This is a genomic window from Collimonas pratensis (genome assembly GCF_001584185.1).
In the GTDB taxonomy this organism is placed as follows: Bacteria; Pseudomonadota; Gammaproteobacteria; order Burkholderiales; family Burkholderiaceae_D; genus Collimonas; species Collimonas pratensis.
In genome coordinates this window covers 3,627,605-3,648,272 of sequence record NZ_CP013234.1, presented here as the reverse complement: position 1 = coordinate 3,648,272, position 20,668 = coordinate 3,627,605, and the positions used below count along the sequence as shown (strand labels likewise).

Annotated in this window: 16 protein-coding genes and 1 pseudogene; 6 read left to right on the top strand and 11 right to left on the bottom strand. The window is 59.5% G+C overall.

Going from position 1 to position 20,668, the window contains the following annotated elements:
• Positions 1-32: 32 nt before the first annotated feature.
• Together CPter91_RS16360 and CPter91_RS16355 are read left to right on the top strand one after the other, a co-directional pair.
• Entirely contained in the window at positions 33-1,310 is a 1,278-nt protein-coding gene (locus tag CPter91_RS16360; RefSeq protein WP_061942048.1) for an efflux RND transporter periplasmic adaptor subunit, read from the top strand.
• Between the two features lie 11 nt (positions 1,311-1,321).
• Positions 1,322-2,776, top strand: a complete 1,455-nt coding sequence (locus CPter91_RS16355) for an efflux transporter outer membrane subunit (protein ID WP_061942045.1) — start codon at positions 1,322-1,324, stop codon at positions 2,774-2,776.
• A gap of 72 nt (positions 2,777-2,848) precedes the next feature.
• On the opposite strand, the gene CPter91_RS16350 is transcribed toward CPter91_RS16355, so the two are convergent.
• The 3 genes and pseudogenes from CPter91_RS16350 to CPter91_RS16340 all read right to left on the bottom strand — a co-directional run bounded on the left by CPter91_RS16350 (position 2,849) and on the right by CPter91_RS16340 (position 5,831).
• A complete protein-coding gene (locus tag CPter91_RS16350) occupies positions 2,849-3,643 on the bottom strand; it encodes a thymidylate synthase (protein ID WP_061942043.1) in 795 nt (264 codons plus the stop codon).
• Between the two features lie 73 nt (positions 3,644-3,716).
• Complete coding sequence (locus tag CPter91_RS16345) at positions 3,717-4,724, bottom strand: M48 family metallopeptidase (RefSeq protein WP_061942041.1); 1,008 nt, start codon at positions 4,722-4,724, stop codon at positions 3,717-3,719.
• A 12-nt stretch (positions 4,725-4,736) separates the two neighbouring features.
• Positions 4,737-5,831: pseudogene (locus tag CPter91_RS16340) on the bottom strand (YjgN family protein).
• A gap of 285 nt (positions 5,832-6,116) precedes the next feature.
• Here CPter91_RS16340 and CPter91_RS16335 point away from each other — a divergent pair.
• Both CPter91_RS16335 and purU read left to right on the top strand, forming a co-directional pair.
• Positions 6,117-6,668: a bactofilin family protein gene (locus CPter91_RS16335; RefSeq protein WP_061942039.1), complete on the top strand. Its 552-nt coding sequence runs from the start codon at positions 6,117-6,119 to the stop codon at positions 6,666-6,668.
• A gap of 197 nt (positions 6,669-6,865) precedes the next feature.
• Positions 6,866-7,735 (top strand): formyltetrahydrofolate deformylase, encoded by an 870-nt coding sequence (purU, locus tag CPter91_RS16330; protein WP_061942037.1) that lies wholly within the window; start codon positions 6,866-6,868, stop codon positions 7,733-7,735.
• A gap of 82 nt (positions 7,736-7,817) precedes the next feature.
• Here purU and tal read toward each other — a convergent pair whose 3' ends face one another.
• The 5 genes from tal to CPter91_RS16305 form a co-directional block, all read right to left on the bottom strand.
• Positions 7,818-8,753, bottom strand: coding sequence for a transaldolase (tal, locus tag CPter91_RS16325; protein ID WP_061942035.1), 936 nt, complete (start codon positions 8,751-8,753; stop codon positions 7,818-7,820).
• A 127-nt stretch (positions 8,754-8,880) separates the two neighbouring features.
• Entirely contained in the window at positions 8,881-10,023 is a 1,143-nt protein-coding gene (locus tag CPter91_RS16320) for an ABC transporter ATP-binding protein (protein WP_061942033.1), read from the bottom strand.
• A gap of 67 nt (positions 10,024-10,090) precedes the next feature.
• Positions 10,091-10,984: a carbohydrate ABC transporter permease gene (locus CPter91_RS16315; RefSeq protein WP_061942031.1), complete on the bottom strand. Its 894-nt coding sequence runs from the start codon at positions 10,982-10,984 to the stop codon at positions 10,091-10,093.
• Positions 10,974-11,927: a carbohydrate ABC transporter permease gene (locus CPter91_RS16310; protein WP_061942029.1), complete on the bottom strand. Its 954-nt coding sequence runs from the start codon at positions 11,925-11,927 to the stop codon at positions 10,974-10,976. The genes CPter91_RS16315 and CPter91_RS16310 overlap by 11 nt, the downstream gene beginning before the upstream one ends.
• Before the next feature lie 150 nt (positions 11,928-12,077).
• Positions 12,078-13,331 (bottom strand): ABC transporter substrate-binding protein, encoded by a 1,254-nt coding sequence (locus CPter91_RS16305; RefSeq protein WP_061942028.1) that lies wholly within the window; start codon positions 13,329-13,331, stop codon positions 12,078-12,080.
• Between the two features lie 387 nt (positions 13,332-13,718).
• On the opposite strand from CPter91_RS16305, the gene zwf reads away from it, so the two are divergent.
• Positions 13,719-15,188 carry a glucose-6-phosphate dehydrogenase gene (zwf, locus tag CPter91_RS16300; protein ID WP_061942026.1) on the top strand — a complete coding sequence of 490 codons (1,470 nt, stop codon included), beginning with the start codon at positions 13,719-13,721 and terminating at the stop codon, positions 15,186-15,188.
• A 136-nt stretch (positions 15,189-15,324) separates the two neighbouring features.
• On the top strand, positions 15,325-17,292 hold the full coding sequence (locus CPter91_RS16295; protein ID WP_417924861.1) for a glucokinase: 1,968 nt from the start codon (positions 15,325-15,327) through the stop codon (positions 17,290-17,292).
• 98 nt (positions 17,293-17,390) lie between these two features.
• Here the strand turns inward: CPter91_RS16295 and CPter91_RS16290 are convergent, their stop codons facing one another.
• The 3 genes from CPter91_RS16290 to CPter91_RS16280 form a co-directional block, all read right to left on the bottom strand.
• The gene (locus CPter91_RS16290; RefSeq protein WP_061946327.1) at positions 17,391-17,936 is read right to left on the bottom strand and encodes a cytochrome b; all 546 of its coding nucleotides are present in this window, start codon (positions 17,934-17,936) and stop codon (positions 17,391-17,393) included.
• 242 nt (positions 17,937-18,178) lie between these two features.
• Positions 18,179-19,303 carry a porin gene (locus tag CPter91_RS16285; protein WP_061942022.1) on the bottom strand — a complete coding sequence of 375 codons (1,125 nt, stop codon included), beginning with the start codon at positions 19,301-19,303 and terminating at the stop codon, positions 18,179-18,181.
• A 402-nt stretch (positions 19,304-19,705) separates the two neighbouring features.
• On the bottom strand, positions 19,706-20,653 hold the full coding sequence (locus tag CPter91_RS16280) for a carbohydrate kinase family protein (RefSeq protein WP_236905839.1): 948 nt from the start codon (positions 20,651-20,653) through the stop codon (positions 19,706-19,708).
• Between the last annotated feature and the right edge of the window lie 15 nt (positions 20,654-20,668).

Below are 20,668 nucleotides of genomic sequence, written 5' to 3'. Positions count from 1 at the left end.
CCTAGAACCTGATCAACCCTAAGTTAGCCTCAATGACCGCTGAACCGACCGACAAGTCCGCTGCGCCCACTGCTTTCGGCCATTCCAGTCGGCGCTGGCTGATCGCCTTGCTGGCGGCGCTGATTGCGATCGGCGCCGGCTTCCTGCTGTGGAAGGGACTCTTGCAGCGGCCGCCGCCACCGCCCAAGCCGGCGCCGGTGCGCTTGCAGACGGAAGCGGTGCGGCGCGGCGACATCGAACAAGCCGTGTTCGCCAGCGGCAAGCTGCAGTTGCACAAGTACAGCGATGTGATGGCGCAGGTCTCGGGCCAGATCAAGGATGTGCTGGTGATGGTGGGCGACGACGTCAAGGCCGGCAAGATGGTGGTCGAAATCACGCCGACCCTGCCGTCGGCCCGGGTCGAAAGCAATCGCGCCCAGCTGGCGCGGCTGCAGGCGGAGCTGGCGGACCAGCGCGCCCAGCAGGATTTCGCCGAATTGCAATACAAACGGCAGACGCAGCTGAAAGCGGAAAACGCGACGCGCGAAGAATCCTATGAATCCAGCCGCATGAGCATGTATTCCGCGGCCGCCAAGGTCGAGGCGATCAATGCCCAGATCCGCCAGATCGAGGCGACCGTGAAAGACGACGACGTCACTCGCAGCCATACCCAGGTGCTGGCGCCGATCAGCGGCACCGTGGTGTCGGTAGGCGCCCGTACCGGGCAGATGGTCAGCGCCGGCCAGCCTGCCGCGCCGCTGGTGCGGATCGCCGACCTCAGCCGCCTGACAGTGCAGGCACGGGTAGCGGAGATCGACGTGCCGCTGCTGCGCAAAGGCATGACGGCCTATTTCACCACGCCCGGCTATCCCGGCAAACGCTGGAGCGGCAAGCTGCGGCAGGTGATACCGGTGCCGGCCGACGGTTCGGGCGAGCAGGGAAAGCAGACTTTCTATAACGTCTTGTTTGAAGTCGATAATCCAGAGGAAGAACTGATGAGCGGCATGAGCACGCAAGTGCGCTTCGTGCTGGCACAGGCGCGTGACGCCGTGCTGGTGCCGGTGGCGCTACTGGGCAATCCGGAGGCCGATGGCAGCTACCGGGTGAAGGTGGCTAACGCTAGTCAGCAAGCCCAGCAAGCTCAACAAGTGAGCTCGCGCGCGATCAAGATCGGCGTCCGCAACCAGCAGATGGCGCAAGTCTTGTCAGGATTACAGCCAGGCGAGCAGGTTGTCGTGGAATCCGCTGCGGCGCCGCCTGCTAAGAATGCAGTGCCAGTAGCTGCCAGCGCTTCCGCGTCTGCGTCCGTACCTGCGGCCAAGGCTCATTGATGGCGGTTAGCATGCATCTTATTTTTCAAAGGTCGCGCAGCGTCGCCAGCGCCTGTTCAAGCGTCGTACTGCTGCTTCTGTTATCAGCCTGTGCCAGCCAGATCGAGATGCGCGAAGCCACGCCTAGCGTCGAGATTCCGCAGAGCTGGGATTTGTCGGCCAACACTGGCGAGCAGGACTGGCCGGATACTGGCTGGTGGCAGCGTTTCGGCAGCGATGAGCTGAGCCAGCTGGTGGCTCAGGGGCAGGCCAGCAACCTGGAGATTGCTGCCGCTGTATCGCGCGTGCGCCAGGCTGAAGCGCAAGCCCGGATCGCCGGCGCACCGCTGCTGCCGAATGCGGATTTTTCCACCAGCATCAACCGCGCCTTGCCGCTGGCTTCCAGCGGCAGCGCCGTCACCTCCACCAGCGGCCTGGTCGAGATCGGCTACGAAGTCGATTTCTGGGGCAAGAACAGGGCCGGGCTGGTGGCTGCGGAAGCTTCTTTGCAAGCGAACCGCTACGATCGCGAAACCGTGGCGCTGACGGTCACCAGCGGCATTGTCTCGACCTACTTGCAAGTGCTGTCGCTGCGCGACCGTATCGAGATCGCTCAGCAAAACGTCGATAACGCCGAGCGCGTGCTGAAACTGGTGTCGGCGCAGAGCCGCGCCGGCTCGGCTTCGCCGCTGGACCTGGCGCGGCAGCGCTCGGCGGTGGCCGGCCAGCAAGCAGTCATTCCCGATTTGAAACAGCAAGAGCGCGAGGCGCAGACCGCGTTGGCGATCTTGCTGGGGCGGCCGCCGCAAACCTTTACCGTGAATGAACCCGGGCTGGCCAAGATCCTGCTGCCGCAGGTAACGCCCGGCTTGCCGTCGGCGTTGCTGTCGCGCCGGCCGGACATCCGTCATGCGGAAGCCGAACTGGCCTCCGCCAACGCCAACGTGGCGGTGGCGCGCGCGGCGCTGTTCCCCAGCATCCGCCTGACCGGCTCGGCCGGCGGCCAGAGCAATGCCTTGCTGTCGCTGTTCAACGGCCCCAACATGCTGGCCAACCTGGGCGCCGGGCTGGTGGCGCCGATCTTCGATGCTGGGCGCCTCAACAGCCAGCGCGACCTGGCCGTCGCCCAGAAACAGGAGCTGGTGCAGATCTATCGGTCGACCGTGATTTCTGCGCTGTCGGAAGTCGATACCGCGCTTGGCCAGATCCGCAGCCTGGATGAACAGCGCAAGCTGAAAGTCACGGAAATGGAACAGGCGCGCTTCGCCTTCGAATTATCGGAAATCCGCTACCGGGTCGGCGCGGAGGATCTGATGACGGTGCTCGATACGCAACGTTCGCTGTCGGAAGTACAGAACGAGCTAGGCCAGATCAAGTTGAAGCGGCTCAAGGCGACGGTGTCGCTCTACAAGGCGCTGGGCGGCGGCTGGCAGGATGTGCATGCCAGCCAGCCGGCGGCAGCGGGCAAGCCGGCACCGGATAAATAGCTTAAGTAGGGTGGGCAGTTGCCCACCGTTCATTGGGGGATTTGAAGTAACGCGTGGGCACAGGTGCCCACCCTACACAGCTACCGGCGCCTTGATGTGCGCCTGCGGATGATAATCGCTGATTTCAAAATCTTCAAAACGGTAGTCGAAAATCGACGCCGGCTGGCGCGTGATGGTCAGCTTGGGCAGCGGGCCAGGCGTGCGCGACAGTTGCAATTCGACCTGCTCCGCATGGTTGGAATAGAGGTGGCAATCGCCGCCGGTCCAGATGAAATCACCCACTTCCAACCCGCACTGCTGCGCCATCATGTGCGTCAGCAGGGCATAGGAAGCGATGTTGAACGGCACGCCCAGGAAAATATCGGCGCTGCGCTGGTACAACTGGCAAGATAGCTTGCCTTCGGCGACATAAAACTGGAAGAAAGCATGGCAGGGCGGCAGCTTCATCTGCGGGATGTCGGCGACGTTCCAGGCCGAGACGATCAGCCGACGCGAATCTGGATTGCTCTTGATCTGCTCGACCAGTTGCGTGATCTGGTCGATATGTCCGCCGGATGGCGTCGGCCAAGAGCGCCATTGATAGCCGTAGATTGGTCCCAGGTTGCCTTCGCTGTCGGCCCATTCGTCCCAGATCTTGACGTCGTTGTCTTTTAGATACTGGATGTTGGTCGAGCCGTTGAGAAACCAGATCAGCTCATGGATGATCGAGCGCAGATGCAGCTTCTTGGTGGTCAGCAAGGGGAAGCCGTCTTGCAGGTTGAAGCGCATCTGGTAGCCGAATACCGAGCGGGTGCCGGTGCCGGTGCGGTCGGTTTTGACAGTGCCATGTTGTTGCACATGGCGCATGAGATCGAGGTATTGGCGCATTGTTATCTTGATTGCTGAATCTAATTTCTAATTCCAAGATTGTAACGCATCTGGCATGGCCCCCGCCCGGGGCTTATCCGGCCTGCGCCTGGAGGATGCGTGCAATCCTTTCCTTGCTGGGCGGATGGGTCGACAGGTAAGGCGAGAATGCGGCGGGCTGGCTGTCGAGTTTTTCGAAGGTACGCGCCAGCTTGGTGAGGCTGATGCCGTTGGCCTTGAACATGGCGATCGCATAGTCGTCCGCCTCCAGCTCGATATCGCGCGAATATTTGAGATCGAGCAGCAGCGGCGGAATGGTCGCGATCAGCGTCGAGACATCGCCGAACAGCAGCGTCGCCGTGGCGCCGATTGCGGACACCTGGATCAGCCGCCGCATCAGGTGGCGGTTATGCAGGTGGCCGAGTTCATGCGCCAGCACGCCCATCAAGGCATCGTCATCGTCCAGCAGCCGGACCAGTTCGTCGGTCACCAGGATGTCGCCGGACGGCAGGGCGAAGGCATTCGGACCGATCTTGCTTTTGCGGAAAATGATCTGGAATGCCGGCGCCCCCTGGCGCGGCGGTTCCAGCGCGCGGAAGCGGCTGTCGATAGAGGCTTGCTGGGCTGGCGACAGGGTGGAAGCGGTGAATACGCGCTGGTCCAGGAACTCCAGCGTACTGCCGCCGATTCTCCTTTCGACCGATTCCGGCAGGGCGTTGGCAATCCAGCCTGAGGCCGCCGGCAACACATACAGATAACCCAGCACCAGGATCAGGACCAGCGCTGCCAGCGCTTGCCACACGGTGCGCCAGCTCTGCTGCATGCGCACTACCAGCGAGTCGGCATGGCCGGTGCTCGTCAGCAGTGCGGCAAAGGCATCGAGATCGATGATTTCAAGATAAGCGCCGTCGGCGAAGGTGACCTTGCGGGTGGCGCTGGAGACCCGTTCCGACACGCGCAACTCGTCCAGCGGCGCTTGCCGCTGCGCCTCGCCGGAGATGCTGGCGAGGCCAGCGGTGACTGTCAGTTCGACCGCATGGCGGCGCGAGGTCTTGCCGTCGAAGTAGAAGGCCCGTACCGCCTGCGCTTGCGCATTCTGCATCTGTGCGCGGCTTTACAGCGACAAGTCGAAATCGAGCAGGTCAGACATACCTTCGCCGGCGGCGGAGCCCTGCGGTTCGGCATCGGCCAGGAAATGGTCGAGCGAGCCGGCTGCCAGCAGGCTGACCGACTCCAGCCGGTATTTGAGCGAGCGGATCTGCGCAAAGGGCGTGAACAAGCCGAGTGTGCAGACGATGGCGATCAGGTTGGTGATCATGATGAAAGCGACCCTGGTCCATTTCAGCTTGCTCTGGAATTGATGGTCCGCCAGCTTGGTATTGTTTCAGATCAGGTTCTGGACCATGGTCAGGGCCAGCGGCATGATCAGGAAGGTCCACGCATACATGGCAAATATCATCATGAAGATGGGACCGGCAAAGGCAGCCGGGGCGGCGTGCTTGCCGGCAGTGGCGGCGGCCATGAGGCTGCCGCCGAACAGTATGCCGATGGCGGCGTAGCCAAGCATGGCGACGGCGAAACAAATCAGAAAGACCTGATAAAAAGAGCCTACACTGGCGTGAAAGGAAAAATGCGTCGCGCCGAACTTGCTTTCCGTGTGCAGGTATTTTTTATTGCGCTGGTAGGCGAAAGGCGAGAGCAGGCCGATCGAGAGCATGGAGATCAGCGGCAGCAGCAGATAAATGAAGTAAGACTTGCCGGCGCTGCCTTTGAAGCCGAAGCGGATGCCGCGGTAGCTGGAGTTGAACAGCTTGAACTGGTAGCTTCTCCAGATCAGCCATGGCATGACCGCAAACATCAGCGCCAGCGCCAGCAATCCAAGTTTAGGGCTCAGCCTGAAGGCGACCTGGTAGCCGCCGATCAGGACCACTGCGATGATGCGTCCTTTCAGGATTGCGATCGGGTTGCCGTGGTATTCGAAACTGCTGCCGGCGACCCGGGTGTTGTCATAGAAATAGCGGGTGCGGCGCACTTTGGCCCAGGCTGAGTAAATGCCGAGTGTGATAATGGATAGTAGAAGGTTAACTATCCATATGCGGAAATATTCACTGCCGCGGCCGGAAAAAACGAAGGCTTCGGGCGTAGGCTGTTGTGGAGGAGGGCTGGCTGGAACGTCGAAAGGCGGTGTATCGGAAGTCGCGGTGTTCATCCCTGTTTCCCTTTGCGCTATAGGTTTGACTGCTGCGGCTGATTATCCGGTAAGCTATAAAAAATGACAATCAAAGTCTGTGCGGCAATTATTATTGTTAGCGGCTAAGAGTTGCCCACGGTTACAAATTAATGGTTTTCTCTATGAACTTTTCCGGAAGAGGGTCCTCGAAAGCTGGAGACCTTTGTCTCACACGGTCATGCAGTATTCGATCATATTTTTTCATATTCATTTGCATCAGCGTGCTGGCCGCACTAATGCAGGCAACACCATTCAGGAGATCACATGCTTAAATCAGATACGTTTTTCGGCGGCAAGCGAGAAACCCCGACACCAAATTCACCGTTCAGCGCCAGCAGCAACCTCACTTCCGGCAACACCTCCAACATTCCTAAGGCTAGCAACCCTGTGAGCACTCCTGTCAACCACTCGTCGTCCAGCACCAATGAAGTCGGCAGCAAACTGATTGTCGGCCCGAACATCAAGCTCAAAGGCGTAGAGATCACCGATTGCGACACGCTCGTGGTCGAGGGCCGGGTGGAAGCCACCATGAATTCGCGCGTGATCCATATCGCCGAAAAAGGCGCGTTCAAGGGTTCGGCGGAAATCGACCTGGCCGAAATCTACGGCGAATTCGACGGCGACCTGACCGTCCGTGAAAAGCTGGTGATTTATTCAACTGGCAAGGTTTCCGGCAAAATCCGCTATGGCAAGGTTGTCATCGAAGAAGGCGGTCAACTGACTGGCGAAGTCCAGGTCGGCACTTCTTCCAGCAAGCCGGCTGCCGCTGCGACCAGCAATTCGGCCAGCAACGCTGCGGCCACCGCCGTAGTCTAAAGTCCGCCGCCGGCCAGTCCGGCGTGCAGCAGCACCAGCTTTTCCGGCCGGGAATCCCGGCTGGAGGGGTGTCTATATGCAAAGCGGCCAGAGCGGCGGCTACGCTCCGGTTTTGTCATGTGCATGCAGGCATGCGACAATAGCGGTTTTGGCATTCTGCCAAGCGTCATCCACTATTGCCCGCATTCGCCAAACTCATGAGCCATCCCGAATATATTCTTACCTTGTCCTGTCTCGATCAGCGCGGCATCGTGCATCGCGTTTCGGGCTTCCTGGCCGATCACGGTTGCAATATCATCGATTCCGCCCAGTTCGGCGACGCCCAGTCCAAATTGTTTTTCATGCGCGTGCATTTTTCATCGGAAGATGCGGCGATTGCCGACGATAGCCTGCGCGCGCAATTTTCCACCCTGGCCGGCACCATGCAGATGAATTGGCAGTTGCACGATGCCGGCAAGAAGCCGCGCATGATGCTGATGGTGTCGAAGATCGGCCATTGCCTGAACGACCTGCTGTTCCGCTACAAGAGCGGCCTGCTGCCGGTTGAGATCACCGCCATCGTTTCCAATCACACCGATTTTTACCAGCTGGCCGCCAGCTACAACATTCCGTTCCATCACCTGCCGCTGGCAGCTGGGGCTTCGGCCGCAGCCAAGCAGGCGCAGGAAGCGCGCGTGATGGAAATCGTCGAAGCCAGCAATATCGACCTGGTGGTGCTGGCGCGCTACATGCAGATCCTGTCGCCGGCCATGTGCACCGCGCTGACCGGACGCGCCATCAATATCCATCATTCCTTCCTGCCTAGCTTCAAGGGCGCGAAGCCCTATTACCAGGCGCATGACCGCGGCGTCAAGCTGATCGGCGCCACCGCACACTTCGTCACTGGCGACCTGGATGAAGGCCCGATCATCGAGCAGGACGTGGCGCGCGTCGATCATGCGATGGAGCCGGAGACCTTGACCGCCATCGGCCGCGACGTCGAGTGCGTGGTGCTGGCGCGGGCGGTGAAGTGGTTCATTGAACATCGCATCCTGCTCAATGGGCACAAGACAGTTGTGTTCAAATAAGGAATCGTAAAGTACAAAAAAAACTCGGTGTGAACCGAGTTTTTTTTATTGTGCGCAGCCTGCTTGTCGGGCGCGCGAAGCCTCAGCGCAGCGCGTCCACCATCTTTTCCAGCTTGACCGCATCGGCGCTGAACTGGCGTATGCCTTCCGCCAGTTTTTCGGTCGCCATCGCATCGTCGTTCAGCATGGTGCGGAAGATGGTTTCATCCAGGTCGATTTTTGTAATCTCGCTTTGCTGCGCGACTTCCGGGCTGAGCTTGCGGCTGACCGCAGCATCGCTTTCGGCCAGCGCCTGCAGCAGCTCGGGGCTGATGGTGAGCAGGTCGCAGCCGGCCAGTTCAGTGATCTGCGAGGTGTTGCGGAAGCTGGCGCCCATCACTTCGGTGGCATAGCCGAACTTACGGAAATAGCTGTAGATCTGTTTGACCGACTGCACGCCCGGATCGTCCGCGCCAGTGTAATCGTGGCCGCTGGATTTCTTGTACCAGTCGTAGATGCGGCCGACGAACGGCGAGATCAGCTGCACCTTGGCTTCGGCGCAGGCAATTGCCTGCGGCATCGAAAACAGCAAGGTCAGGTTGCAATGGACGCCGGCCTTTTGCAGCACTTCCGCCGCCCGGATGCCTTCCCAGGTGGAAGCGATCTTGATCAGCACGCGGTCGCGGTCTATGCCGGCCGCTTCGTACAGCTTGATCAGTGCATGGCCTTTGTCGATCGTGCCCTGGGTGTTGAACGACAGGCGCGCATCGGTCTCGGTGGAAACCCGGCCCGGGATCAGTTTCAGGATTTCCTGGCCAAAGGTGACCAGCAGGTGGTCGATGATTTCCTTGGTCGACAGCTGGCCGTGGTCCTTCACCGCCTGCGCCAGCAAAGGCTGGTATTCCGGCTTCTGCACCGCTTTCAGGATCAATGAGGGATTGGTGGTGGCGTCGCGCGGCGTAAACGCCTTGATCGACTGGAAATCGCCGGTGTCGGCGACGATGGTGGTGAATTGCTTGAGTTGTTCGAGTTGGTTCATGGCAGCGTAGAAAAGCAGAGACTGTTAATCGGAAATGCCTTTCTGCCATTCTACGCATTTTATGAGCGTCTGCCACGATGGAGGGCTGCAGTAATTTCTTACTGTTTTACCATCGTGGCATATTTGCTCAACTGATCCGTTCTTCCGTCTTGGCGTCGAACAGCACCGCCTTCGACAAATCGAAAGCCAGCTGCATCTCGTCCTTCGGTTTGGCGGCGGCGCGCGGGTGCGTGCGGCAAGTGACGCGGGCCTCATTGAAGGTAGTAAACACCAGGGTATCCGGGCCGGTAGGCTCGGTCAGTTCGACCGTGCAGCCGACTTCGGTCGGATGGTAGTTGCTATCGCCGGCCGCTTCCGAAGTACGGGCGCTCTGAGCGTCGGTGACATGCTCCGGACGGATGCCGAGGATCACTTCCTTGCCGACCCAGGCCGCGATTTCCGGCCTTTGCGCCTGCGCCGGCGCCAGTGGCAGCAAGGTCGTCCGGCCGCCGTGGGTCAGTTCGAAAGCAGGACCGTGGCCATTGGCGACCAGGTTGCCGCGCATGAAGTTCATCGACGGCGAGCCGATGAAGCCGGCGACGAACAGGTTGCTAGGGTTGTCGTAGATTTCCTGCGGGCTGCCGAACTGCTGCACCACGCCGTCTTTCATCACGGCAATGCGGTCGCCCAGGGTCATTGCTTCGATCTGGTCATGCGTGACGTAGACGATGGTGCTGCCCAGGCGCTGGTGCATCAGCTTGATTTCAGCGCGCATTTCAACGCGCAGCTTGGCGTCCAGGTTGGACAGCGGCTCGTCGAACAGGAACAGCGACGGATCGCGCGCGATCGCGCGGCCCATGGCGACGCGCTGGCGCTGGCCACCCGACAACAGGGCCGGCTTGCGGTCCAGCAGATGAGTGATCTGCAGGGTGTTGGCGACGCGTTCGACGATCTGCTTCTGTTCGGCTTTAGGGACCTTGCGGATGCCCAGGCCGAAGGAAATGTTTTCGCGCACTGTCATGGTCGGATACAGCGCGTAGGATTGGAACACCATGGCGATGTCGCGCTCTTTGGGCGGTACATCGTTGACGCAGCGGTCGCCGATCATGATCTGGCCTTCCGAGACTGTTTCCAGGCCGGCGATCATGTTCAGCAGGGTCGATTTACCGCAGCCGGAGCCGCCCACCAGGATCAGGAACTGGCCGTCTTCGATTTCGAGATCGATGCCCTTCAGGACTTCATTGCCGTTCGGGTAGACCTTGCGCACATTGCGAATTGATAAGCTTGCCATCTTTAATTCATTCCTTAAATTTATTCTCATCGCGGCCGCGCCCGAGGCGGCGGCCGGTCGCTTCGGTTTAGCCCTTGACCGCACCGGCAGTCAGGCCGCGTACAAAATATTTCCCGGCCAGCAGATACACCACCAGGGTCGGCAGGGCGGCGATGATGGCCGCCGCCATGTTGACGTTGTATTCGGTCACGCCGGTGGACGTATTCACCAGGTTGTTCAAGGCCACCGTCACCGGCTTGGCATCGGAACCGCCGAACACCACGCCGAACAGGAAGTCGTTCCAGATCTGCGTGAACTGCCAGATGAAGCAGACCATGAAAATCGGCAGCGACAGCGGGAAGATGATCTTGCGGTAGGTCATGAAGAAGCCGGCGCCGTCGATACGGGCTGCCTTGACCAGTTCTTCCGGCACCGTGACATAGTAGTTACGGAAGAACAGGGTGGTGAAGGCGATGCCGTAGACGATGTGTACAAACACCAGCCCTGGCGTGGTATTGGCGAGGTTGACGGTGCCCAGCAGGCGCGCCATCGGCAGGATCACGACCTGGAACGGGATGAAGCAGCCGACCATCAGCGCCGTGAACAGGATCTCGGAACCGCGGAAACGCCAGTGCGCCAGCACATAGCCGTTGAGCGAGCCGACCAGGGTCGAGATCAGCACCGCCGGCACCGCCATCTTGATCGAGTTCCAGAAGAACGGCTGCAAGCCGTTGCAATCGACGCCGGTACACGCAGTGCTCCAGGCTTTGCTCCAGGCTGCGCCGGTGGGCGACATCGGTAGCGACAGCAGGTTGCCGGAACGGATTTCATCCAGCGTTTTCACCGAGGTGCTCAGCATCACGTACAGCGGCGCCAGGTAGTACAGCGCGCACAGCACCAGCAGCGTGTAGATCAGCACGCGGCCGGCGGTCAGTTTGCTGCCTTCGTTATAGATGGTATTGCTAGTGCTGTCAGCGGCCATTGCGCGCTCCTTTGGTTTCCAGGTACATCATGGGCACCAGCACTGCCAGTACGGTAGCCAGCATCATCATTGCCGATGCCGCGCCAAGGCCAAGTTGACCGCGTGAGAAAGAAAACTGATACATGAAAATTGCCGGCAGATCGGAAGACGTGCCAGGACCGCCGGCAGTCAGCGCCATCACCAAGTCGAAGCTCTTGATCGCGATATGCGCCAGCACCAGCAGCACACTGAAGAACACCGGACGCAGCGCCGGGATGACGATGCGGCGATAGATGGTCGGCAAGCTGGCGCCATCCACCATGGCAGCCTTGATGATGCTGTCGTCGATGCCGCGCAGGCCGGCCAGGAACAGCGCCATGACGAAGCCTGACGATTGCCAGACGCCGGCGATCACCACGGTATAGATAGAGAAATCGGAATTCACCAGCCAGTCGAAATGGAAGTTGGCGAAGCCCCAGTCGTGCATCATCTTTTCCAGGCCGAGGCCGGGATTCAGGATCCATTTCCAGGCGGCGCCGGTGACGATGAAGGAGAGCGCCATCGGATACAGGTAGATCGCGCGCAGCGCGCCTTCGGCGCGGATTTTCTGGTCCAGCAGGATCGCCATGAACAGGCCGATCGCCAGGCAGAACAGGATGAACAGGCCGCCGAAGATGCCCAGGTTGGCGGCGGCTACCCACCAGCGGTCCAGGCCGAACAGTTCGACATATTGGTTGAAGCCGGAAATTTCGTAATTCGGCAGCATCCGCGAATTGGTCAGCGACAGCCAGGCGGTGACGCCGATGAAGCCGTAGACGAAGACCAATGACAGGATGATAGTAGGTGACAATACCAGGCGTGGCAGCCAGGCATCGGCGATTGCCGCAATCCGCCCTTGCTGCTTGGGCGTGTGGCTTGGACTCCCGACAGCGGCTGCTGTATAGGGGAGGGTGTGATCGGACATGCAAGTCTCCTGATGCAGGATCAAAGCCGGGCCTGGCAATGCAGTGCTAGCCATTGCCGGACACGGCGGGGGCCGGAATCGATCTTACTCGCTCCGGCCCCTGTTCTCATTTGCTCTGATTAAATAATAAAATAAGCAATAAATACTTGTTTACTGTGTTTTTGCTGCTTTGGCCAGCGCCTGTACAGCAGCTTGCGAAGTCATGTTGGAGTTCATGAACTTCGAGACTACGTCCAGGATAGCGCCTTGTACGGCAGAGTTGACGGCCATGCCATGCGCCATGCTTGGCTCCAGCGTGCCAGCCTTGCTGGAAGCTGCCATGTCATCCATCGACTTGATGGCGCAGCTGTCGAACTTGGTGCGTGGGATATCAGGACGGACCGGGATCGAACCCTTGTTCAGGTTGAAGATTTCCTGGAATTCAGGGCTCATGATGGCGGTTGCCAGGGTCAGCTGCGCTTTTTGCGAGTCAGGATTCTTGACCTTGAACATGGCGATCGAGTCGATATTGTAAGTATACGACTTGTCGGTGCCAGGAGCTGCTACGCACAGGAAGTCCTTGCCAGGTACTTTGCCGGCGGCAGTGAATTCGCCCTTGGCCCAGTCGCCCATGAACTGCATGCCGGCCTTGCCGTTGATGACCATGGCGGTTGCCAGGTTCCAGTCGCGGCCTGCAGCGTTCTTGTCGATATAACCCTTGATCTTGCCCAGCGTATCGAAGGTCTTGATCATGGTCGGGCCGGTCAGGGTGGCCGGATCAAGCTTGACCAGCGCCTTGTTGTAGAAATCGGCGCCGCCTACGCCCAGCGCAACGGTTTCAAACACGGTGGCGTCCTGCCAAGGCTGGCCGCCGTGGGCGACGGCGATGAAGCCGGCTTTTTGCATCTTGTCGGCCGCGTCAAAGAATTCAGGCCAGGTGGTTGGTGCCTTGGCGCCGGATTTTTTCAAGACTTCAGGATTGATCCACAGCCAGTTGACGCGATGGACGTTGACCGGCGCTGCTACATAGTGGCCTTGGTATTTCATTGTGTTGGAAACTACCTTAGGCAGCAGCGAATCCCATTTGCCCGCAGTAGCAGCAGCATCGATATTCGCCAGCACGCCTTCTTGGCCCCATTCCTGGATCGATGGACCCTTGATCTGTGCCGCTGTCGGAGGGCTGCCTGCGATGACGCGGGCTTTCAGTGCGGTAGTCGCATTTTCACCGGCGCCGCCGGCGACCGCGAAGTCTTTCCAGGTCACGCCCTTGGCTTCCATGATCTTTTTCAGCTCGGCGACCGATTTAGCTTCGCCGCCGGATGTCCAGTAATGCAGCACTTCAACTTCAGCCGCGTGAACTGCCGCGGCGCTGGACAGCAATGCAGTGGTAGCGAATACCGATTTTATTATTTGACTCAGTTTCATACTTGTCTCCTGTGTTGAGTTGTACCTGTGTTTAACATTAACGCTTGATCATAGGGCTTGATACTAACGCCAGATCTGATGTTGCCTTGCTGGCCGTTCTCCTAGAGCAGCCATGCTGGCTTCCCCTTAGTTGCTCTTCCTTGCTCCTACCCGAAAGACCGCTCCAACGTGTACCGGAACGTCAAACCGTTGCTGTACTGCCTGTTTGCGCAAAGCTAGGCTCTGCGAACATGCTAGTCCATGTGTATCATGTGAAAACTAGTAAAACTACATGCGATCTTGAGTTTCCCTGTGAAAATCCTGGTTTTATTCTCTGCGCCGCTTGTAATTGTAGTAATGCTACATTAATATTGCAATATAAGTTTTTTATTTATTACAAAAATTTTGATGCAACCCAATATTCCTTTTACATTCACCTTATTCGGCGCTACCGGCGATTTGTCGATGCGGAAGATTCTTCCTGCGTTGTTTGTTGCTCATAGGGAAGGAAAGTTGCATCAGGATGGACGCATCATCTGCGTCTCCAAACAGGATTTCAGCCAGGAAGACTATCTGGCCTGGGTCAGCAAGAGCGCCGCGCCCTATGTCAAGGGCGGCGGCGTACAGGACCCTGCCGTATGGCAGGCTTTCCTGGCACGGCTGACCTATCTGCCGCTGGATTTGCTGGATAGCGGCGGTTACCAGGCCCTGGCGCAGGTGCTGGCTGCCCGTCAGGCAGTTTCGGTGTTCTATTTGGCCACTGCGCCGGCGCTGTTCGAGCCGATTTGCGCCAACCTGGCAGCCAGCAAGATCGACCTGTCGCAGGCCCGGGTGGTGCTGGAAAAGCCGCTGGGCCATGACTTGCTGTCTTCGCGTGCCATCAACGATGCGGTGGCGCGGGTGTTTGCAGAGGAACAGATTTACCGCATCGATCATTACCTGGGCAAGGAGGCGGTGCAAAACCTGCTGGCCTTGCGCTTTGCCAATTCGCTGTTCGAGCCGTTGTGGCGGCGCGAGTCGGTGGCCCATGTGCAGCTGACGATCGCCGAGCAGCTGGGCGTCGAAGGCCGCGGCGATTTTTATGAAGGCACCGGCGCTCTGCGCGACATGGTGCAGAACCATCTGCTGCAGCTGCTGTGCATGGTGGCGATGGAGCCGCCAACCTCGATGGACGCCGATGCGGTGCGCGACGAGAAATTGCGGGTATTGCGCGCCCTCAAGCCGTTCTCGCCCGAGGATATGGAGCTCAAGGCGGTGCGCGGCCAGTATGTATCCGGCGCGGTGGATGGGCAATCGGTGGCGGGCTATCAGCAAGAGCCGGGCGTGGCGCCGCAGTCGCGGACCGAGACTTTCGTGGCCCTGCATGCCGAAATCAACAACTGGCGCTGGGCCGGGGTGCCGTTCTTTCTACGCACCGGCAAGCGCCTGGCGCATCGTACGGCTGAAATCATCATTACTTTCAGGCCGATCCCGCACGCGATCCTGCCAATGCCGGGCGGCCAGGCCGGCGCCAGCAGCAACCGCCTGGTGATCCGCCTGCAGCCGGACGAATCGATCCAGCTGCATTGCCTGGCGAAGCAGCCGGGCGACGGCATGACGGTGCAGCCGGTGGCGCTCGATCTGGCCTTCGACCAGGCTTTCAAGCAGCGCCGGGCGGAAGCTTACGAACGCCTGCTGGTCGATGCCATCCGCGGTAATTTGTCGCTGTTCGTGCGGCGCGACGAGCAGGAGGCCGCCTGGCGCTGGGTCGAGCCCTTGCAGCGCCATTGGCAGACCAGCAGCGCAGCGCCCAAGCCGTACATGGCCGGCAGTTGGGGACCGACGGCATCGTTCGCCATGATGGAGCGGGCCGGCGCCCAATGGCCGGAAGACCGCTGAAAAGCGGATTCCGGCTGAAGATATTGAGCATTCGAACAAAAATTTAGAAGCGAGGCAGAGATTTTGCCGCCGCCTCGTCCTGCTAACAGTATCAGTATTCAAGTGAAAGTTTTACACCATGTCTTCATCCACGATCATGAATGCTAGCGATATTTCGGCGACTAGCTATCTGGATGGCCCTCGTCTGCTGGCAGATGTCGGCGGCACCAATGCGCGTTTTGCACTGGAGCGTGCGCCGGGCCAGATCGACACGATACAGACCTTGCGCTGCGCCGATTATGCCGAGTTCGCGCAGGCGGTAGAAACTTACCTGGCTTATAGTGCGACGCAGGGTGCCCATGCGCAAGTGCGCCATGCCGCCATCGCGATCGCCAATCCGGTGCAGGGCGACGACATCAAGATGACCAATCATAATTGGGCATTCTCGATCGAAAACACACGGCGCCGCCTGAACCTGGATACGCTGCTGGTGGTCAACGACTTCACCGCGCTGTCGATGTCCTTGCCGCACCTGGAGCAAGCGCATTGCGTCCAGATCGGCGGCGGCAGGGCGCTCAGCGGCGGCGTGGTCGGGCTGGTCGGCGCCGGCACCGGGCTGGGCGTCGGCGGCCTGATTCCTACCGAAGGGCGCTGGATTGCGCTGGGCAGCGAAGGCGGCCACGTTACCTTCGCCCCTGGCGATGCGCGCGAGGCGGCGGTGCTGGCTTACTGCTGGCGTACTTATTCGCACGTCTCGGCCGAGCGCCTGGTGTCAGGCCCCGGCATCGAAATGATCTATCAGGCTTTGGCTGAGCTGCAAGGCATCGCCAAGCCGGAGCCGCTGCAGACGGCGCAAATCGTCGAGCGCGCTTTGCAGGGCCAGGATGGCTTGTGCATGGAAGTGGTGGAGTGCTTCTGCGCCATGCTGGGCACGGTCGCGGCTGACGTTGCCGTCACGCTCGGCACTCTGGGCGGCTTGTATATCGGCGGCGGCGTGGTGCCGCGCTTGGGGGAATATTTTGCGCGTTCGCCGTTCCGCGCCCGTTTTGAAAACAAGGGACGCTTCAGCAGCTATCTGGCGAAAATCCCGACCTTTGTCATTACCGCGCCGTATCCGGCATTTGTCGGCGTCGCCGCGATCCTTTCCGAGCACCTGGGTGGCGGCAACGCCGTGCCCATCCTGGAAAAAATCCGCAAGGCGCGCGACCAGTTTTCGCCTGCCGAGCAGAAGGTCGCCAGCCTGATCCTGGCGCATCCGCGCGCCGTGATGAGCGAGCCGATTTCAGAAATCGCCCGCCGCGCCGATGTCAGCCAGCCGACCGTGATCCGTTTCTGCCGCACCATGGGCTGCCAGGGCCTGGCTGATTTCAAGCTGAAGCTGGCTTCGGGCGTCACCGGCACGGTGCCGGTCGCGCACAGCCAGGTGCATGTCGGCGATTCTTCACTGGATGTCGGCGTGAAAGTGGTCGACAACACCATTTCCGCCATGATGGAAGTGCGCGATAACCTGAATGCCGATACCTTGTCGCGCGTGATCGAGGTACTGAGCCAGGCCAGCCGCATCGAATTCTACGGTTTCGGCAGCTGCGGCCTGGTGGCGGAAGATGCGCAGCAAAAATTCTTCCGCCTCGGCATCCCGTCGTCGGCCTATACCGATCCGCAGTTGCAAGAGGTGTCGGCTGCGATGTTGAAAAGCAGCGATGTGGTGGTGGTGATTTCGAATTCAGGGCGCCTGCGCCATCTGGCGCCGGCAGTGGAGGTGGCAGTGCATTCCGGCGCCACCATTATTGCGCTGGCGCCTAGCAATTCGCAGCTGGCCAAGCGTGCCCATTACACGCTGGCAGTGGAGCATGATGAAAGCAGCATGATGCATATCCCGATGGTGTCGCGCATCCTGCTGCTGCTGCTGATCGATGTGCTGGCGGTCGGCGTCTCTCTCAACCGTTCCAGTCCGTTTGCCGAATTGCAGCGCCAGGCCAAGCGCGGCATCCTGACCCACATCGCCTCGCTGGGCGAGTCGGACAGCGATAAGATCGCCGCTGAAGGCGACGGCAAATCGGCACAATCGGCGCGCGGCAACCAGGAAGTGACTTTGTGGCCAAACGTTATCTCGCACATCAAGTAAATGGCAACGCGGCTGCTGGCCCTCTTTTTGGAGAGAGGCTGGCAATGCGTCCCGGCCGTTTGTGCTCGGGCTGTGCTTGCCGCCGCGGCATTGCCTGTCTAGATGATACGGCGGAGGGTAGCGTCGCGCTTGATAAAGTGATGCCATAGCGCCGCCAGGGCGTGCAAACCGATCACCCAGTAAAAAACATTTCCCAGCGTCTCGTGAATAGTCTTCATCGATTTGGCCAGGTCATGATCGGGGCCGATTACCGTGAATGAACCCAATCCAGCCAGGTTGACCGGATGGCCGGCCAGGTTGACGGTCAAAATCCCGAGTATGGGTTGGACGATAATGAATATATACAGCGCCAGATGCGCAGCCTTGGACAGGAATTGCATGACGGGCAGGTCCGCCAGCGGCGCCGGCGGCGATCGATAGCTGCGCCAGGCGACGCGCACCACCGACAATATCAGCACGCTGCAGCCGGCCCAGAAATGGGTGGCAGTCCAGAATACGCGCGAGTCGCTGCCTTTGGGGCCGCGCATTTCAATTGCCAGGTAAGCCAGGGCAACCAGCAGGAAAATAGCCCAGTGCAACAGGATTGCCGGCCGTGAGAAACGTTCTTGCGGGGGAGAGGTGGCATGGTCGCCGTTCTTTAGAATGGTTCGAGCGCTGATTCTGGCACAGGGGATAGTCAAAGACAATGCCGCCTGGCGATCGCCGGCGAGAACAAAGCTGTCGCCCACAAAAAATGCCCATTCGCACGCGAATGGGCAAAGTCTGGGAGTTACCCAGGGACGTCTTTCACTAATTGCCACTCTTCGCAGCAAGCACTACAAGGCAGTACTAACAAGAACGATTGACGCGCCGAGCTCAAGCGGCGCGCCAACCATGCTTGCTATCTTTAGAACGAGTGGCTGATACCAGTGTAGAACGTGCTTTGGTTCTGTCCAGTCAAGCCTGTGCTGTCGCCGGTTTGCACTTGGAAATCTGTATTCGAACCATTGCGGATGGTACCAACGCTCGCGTACAGCAGAGTGCGCTTGGACAAGCTGTAGTTGGTGCCGACCATGAACAGGTTAGCGCTGCCGACGTCGTGGTTAAGCTTGACGTGGTAGGCCGCGCCGATCAGTGTCAGGGCAGGTGTCAACTGGTAGTTGGCGCCGAGCCAGAATTGATTGGCTTTGTTGGCTGAAGCCATGCTTCCTGCTGGTGCCAAAGAAGTGTCCTGTGCCGGCGCCGAAATGTTTTGCCAGCCTGCGAACAGTTTCGCTGGACCGAAGGTCACATTGCCGCCGACGGTGATTTCCTTGGAGCGGGAGAACAAGCTGTCGTAGCTACCGTTTTGGTCACGTGCGGTGTCGTACATCGCCAGCAATTCGTAGGTAGGTTGGACGAAACCAACTGCCAGGCCAGTGCTGCTGCCGATATTCGAACCTGTCGGTCCCTTGGTGAACGAGCCTGCTGCTTCGCCAGCGCCGTACATGGCGTGGACGTAGAAGCCACCCATGGTATCAGGCGTGATGTACTGGATCTGGTTGCTGGTTTGTGGCCAGTTGCGGCCTTTGAACAGAGTCGAAGTACTCATGTTCTGCTGACCGGTCGGGTCGATGCTCCATACGCGGTCGCTTGGCAGTGCCAGGTCGCGGCCGATTTTCACGGTACCGAAGCCACCGTTCAAACCAACAAACGAACGACGGTTAAACAAGCCGCTGCCGTTGAAAGAGCCAGTATCGGCTTGGAAGCCGCTTTCCAATGTGAACAGTGCTTTCAAGCCGCCACCCAGATCTTCGGTGCCCTTGAAGCCGATCATGCTGGTGCCCCATTCGTTGCCGCCGACACCCCATTGGCCGCCACGGGTGAAGGTGCCGTCTGCATTTTTCTGGACTTGATTGCTTTGATAGTTGATGCCTGCGTCAACGCGGCCGTAGATGGTCACATTGGTTTGCGCTTGGGCCTGGCCGGCGAAGGCGCATGCCAGGACAGCGGCAACCGCGAGTGGCTTGGCTTTCAGAACAGATTTTCTCATTTCATCTCCTAAGTAAAAATGTGGCGTTGACCACTGCTTTCCGAGTCTTGTGTTGCTCGAAATTCTTGAATCGGACTTTGGTTAGTGCTGGTACCTTGGTGCTGTACTTTGCGTTCAGTTAATGCCGATTTCTTTATTGGTATCGATGGTAAACCGATTTATGAAAATTTTGTTTTATTTGTGTAGTTTTACTATATTTCTGTTGCTAATTTACAGCACTATTTAATTGCTCGTGCGCACAGCGGCGAGTTGTGGCAGCTCGGCGGTCTATCAAAGCTGCCCGGATTTGGTGCGTCATTTATTTATTTTCTTGCAGAAATGTTTTTTACTGTATTTTTACTACAGGTAATTTTGATACATTTATGCGCGCCCAGACAAACCGCGGGTGCGGCGGCAAGCGAGCTAGACTCGTCCCAGCAAGGCATGCACCTGCGCCAGTTGCGGCGGCTTGGCGCCTGCATTCAGGCAGGCGGCCGAACCGCAGGCGACCGAAAACCGCAGATGTTGCAGCCAGTCGGGGCTGGCGGCTGGGGCGGCGGCGGATTCCTGGATCAAGGAGTAGATAAGTCCGGCGATGCCGGCGTCGCCGGCGCCCACGGTGTCGACCACCGTGATCGGCGGCGGCGCTACCTGCCAGTACTCGGTGCCGGCATGGATCGCGGCACCTTTCGAACCCAGCGTCAGCAGCACGGTGGCGGAGGGGTTGAAATTGCGCAGGGTGGCCAGGGCGGCTTCGGTGTCGTCGCTGCGGAACAGGCCGACCAGGTCTTCATCCGAGACCTTGATGACATCCGCCAGCTGCGCCATTTTTTTCAGCACGCTATCGTAGCGCTGGTCCATCACGTTGCGGAAGTTGGGGTCGTAGCTGATCTTGACGCCGCGGTTGTGCAGGTCTTCGGCCAGTTCGATCAACTGCCCGGCCAGCGGTGCGCGGGTCAGGCTGATGCCGCCGAAATGCACCCATTGCGCCGCCTGTTGCCAACCTTCCGGCAGCAGGGCAGCATCGAAAGCGAGGTCGGCGCTGTTGTCGCCGATAAAATTGTATTGCGGCGGCGTGGTTTCATGGACGATCGCCAGCAAGGGCGAGCGCGCGGCCCGCTGCAGGAAGCGCAGATCGAGTTCGCCAGCCTGGCTGGCGGCATACAGCTCATCGCCGAACCAGTCCTGGCTGATCGCACCCGCAAATGCGGAAGGTACGCCGAGGCTGGCGGCGGCGCGCGCCACGTTCCAGGTCGAACCGCCGGTCTTGCTCAGCCACTGGTCGGCGCCGACCCGTATCAGATCGGTCAGGGCTTCGCCGGCGCTGACGAACTGCGGCAGGGGAAGGGAAGGTTTGTTTGTTTCAGACATGACAGCATCCATGCA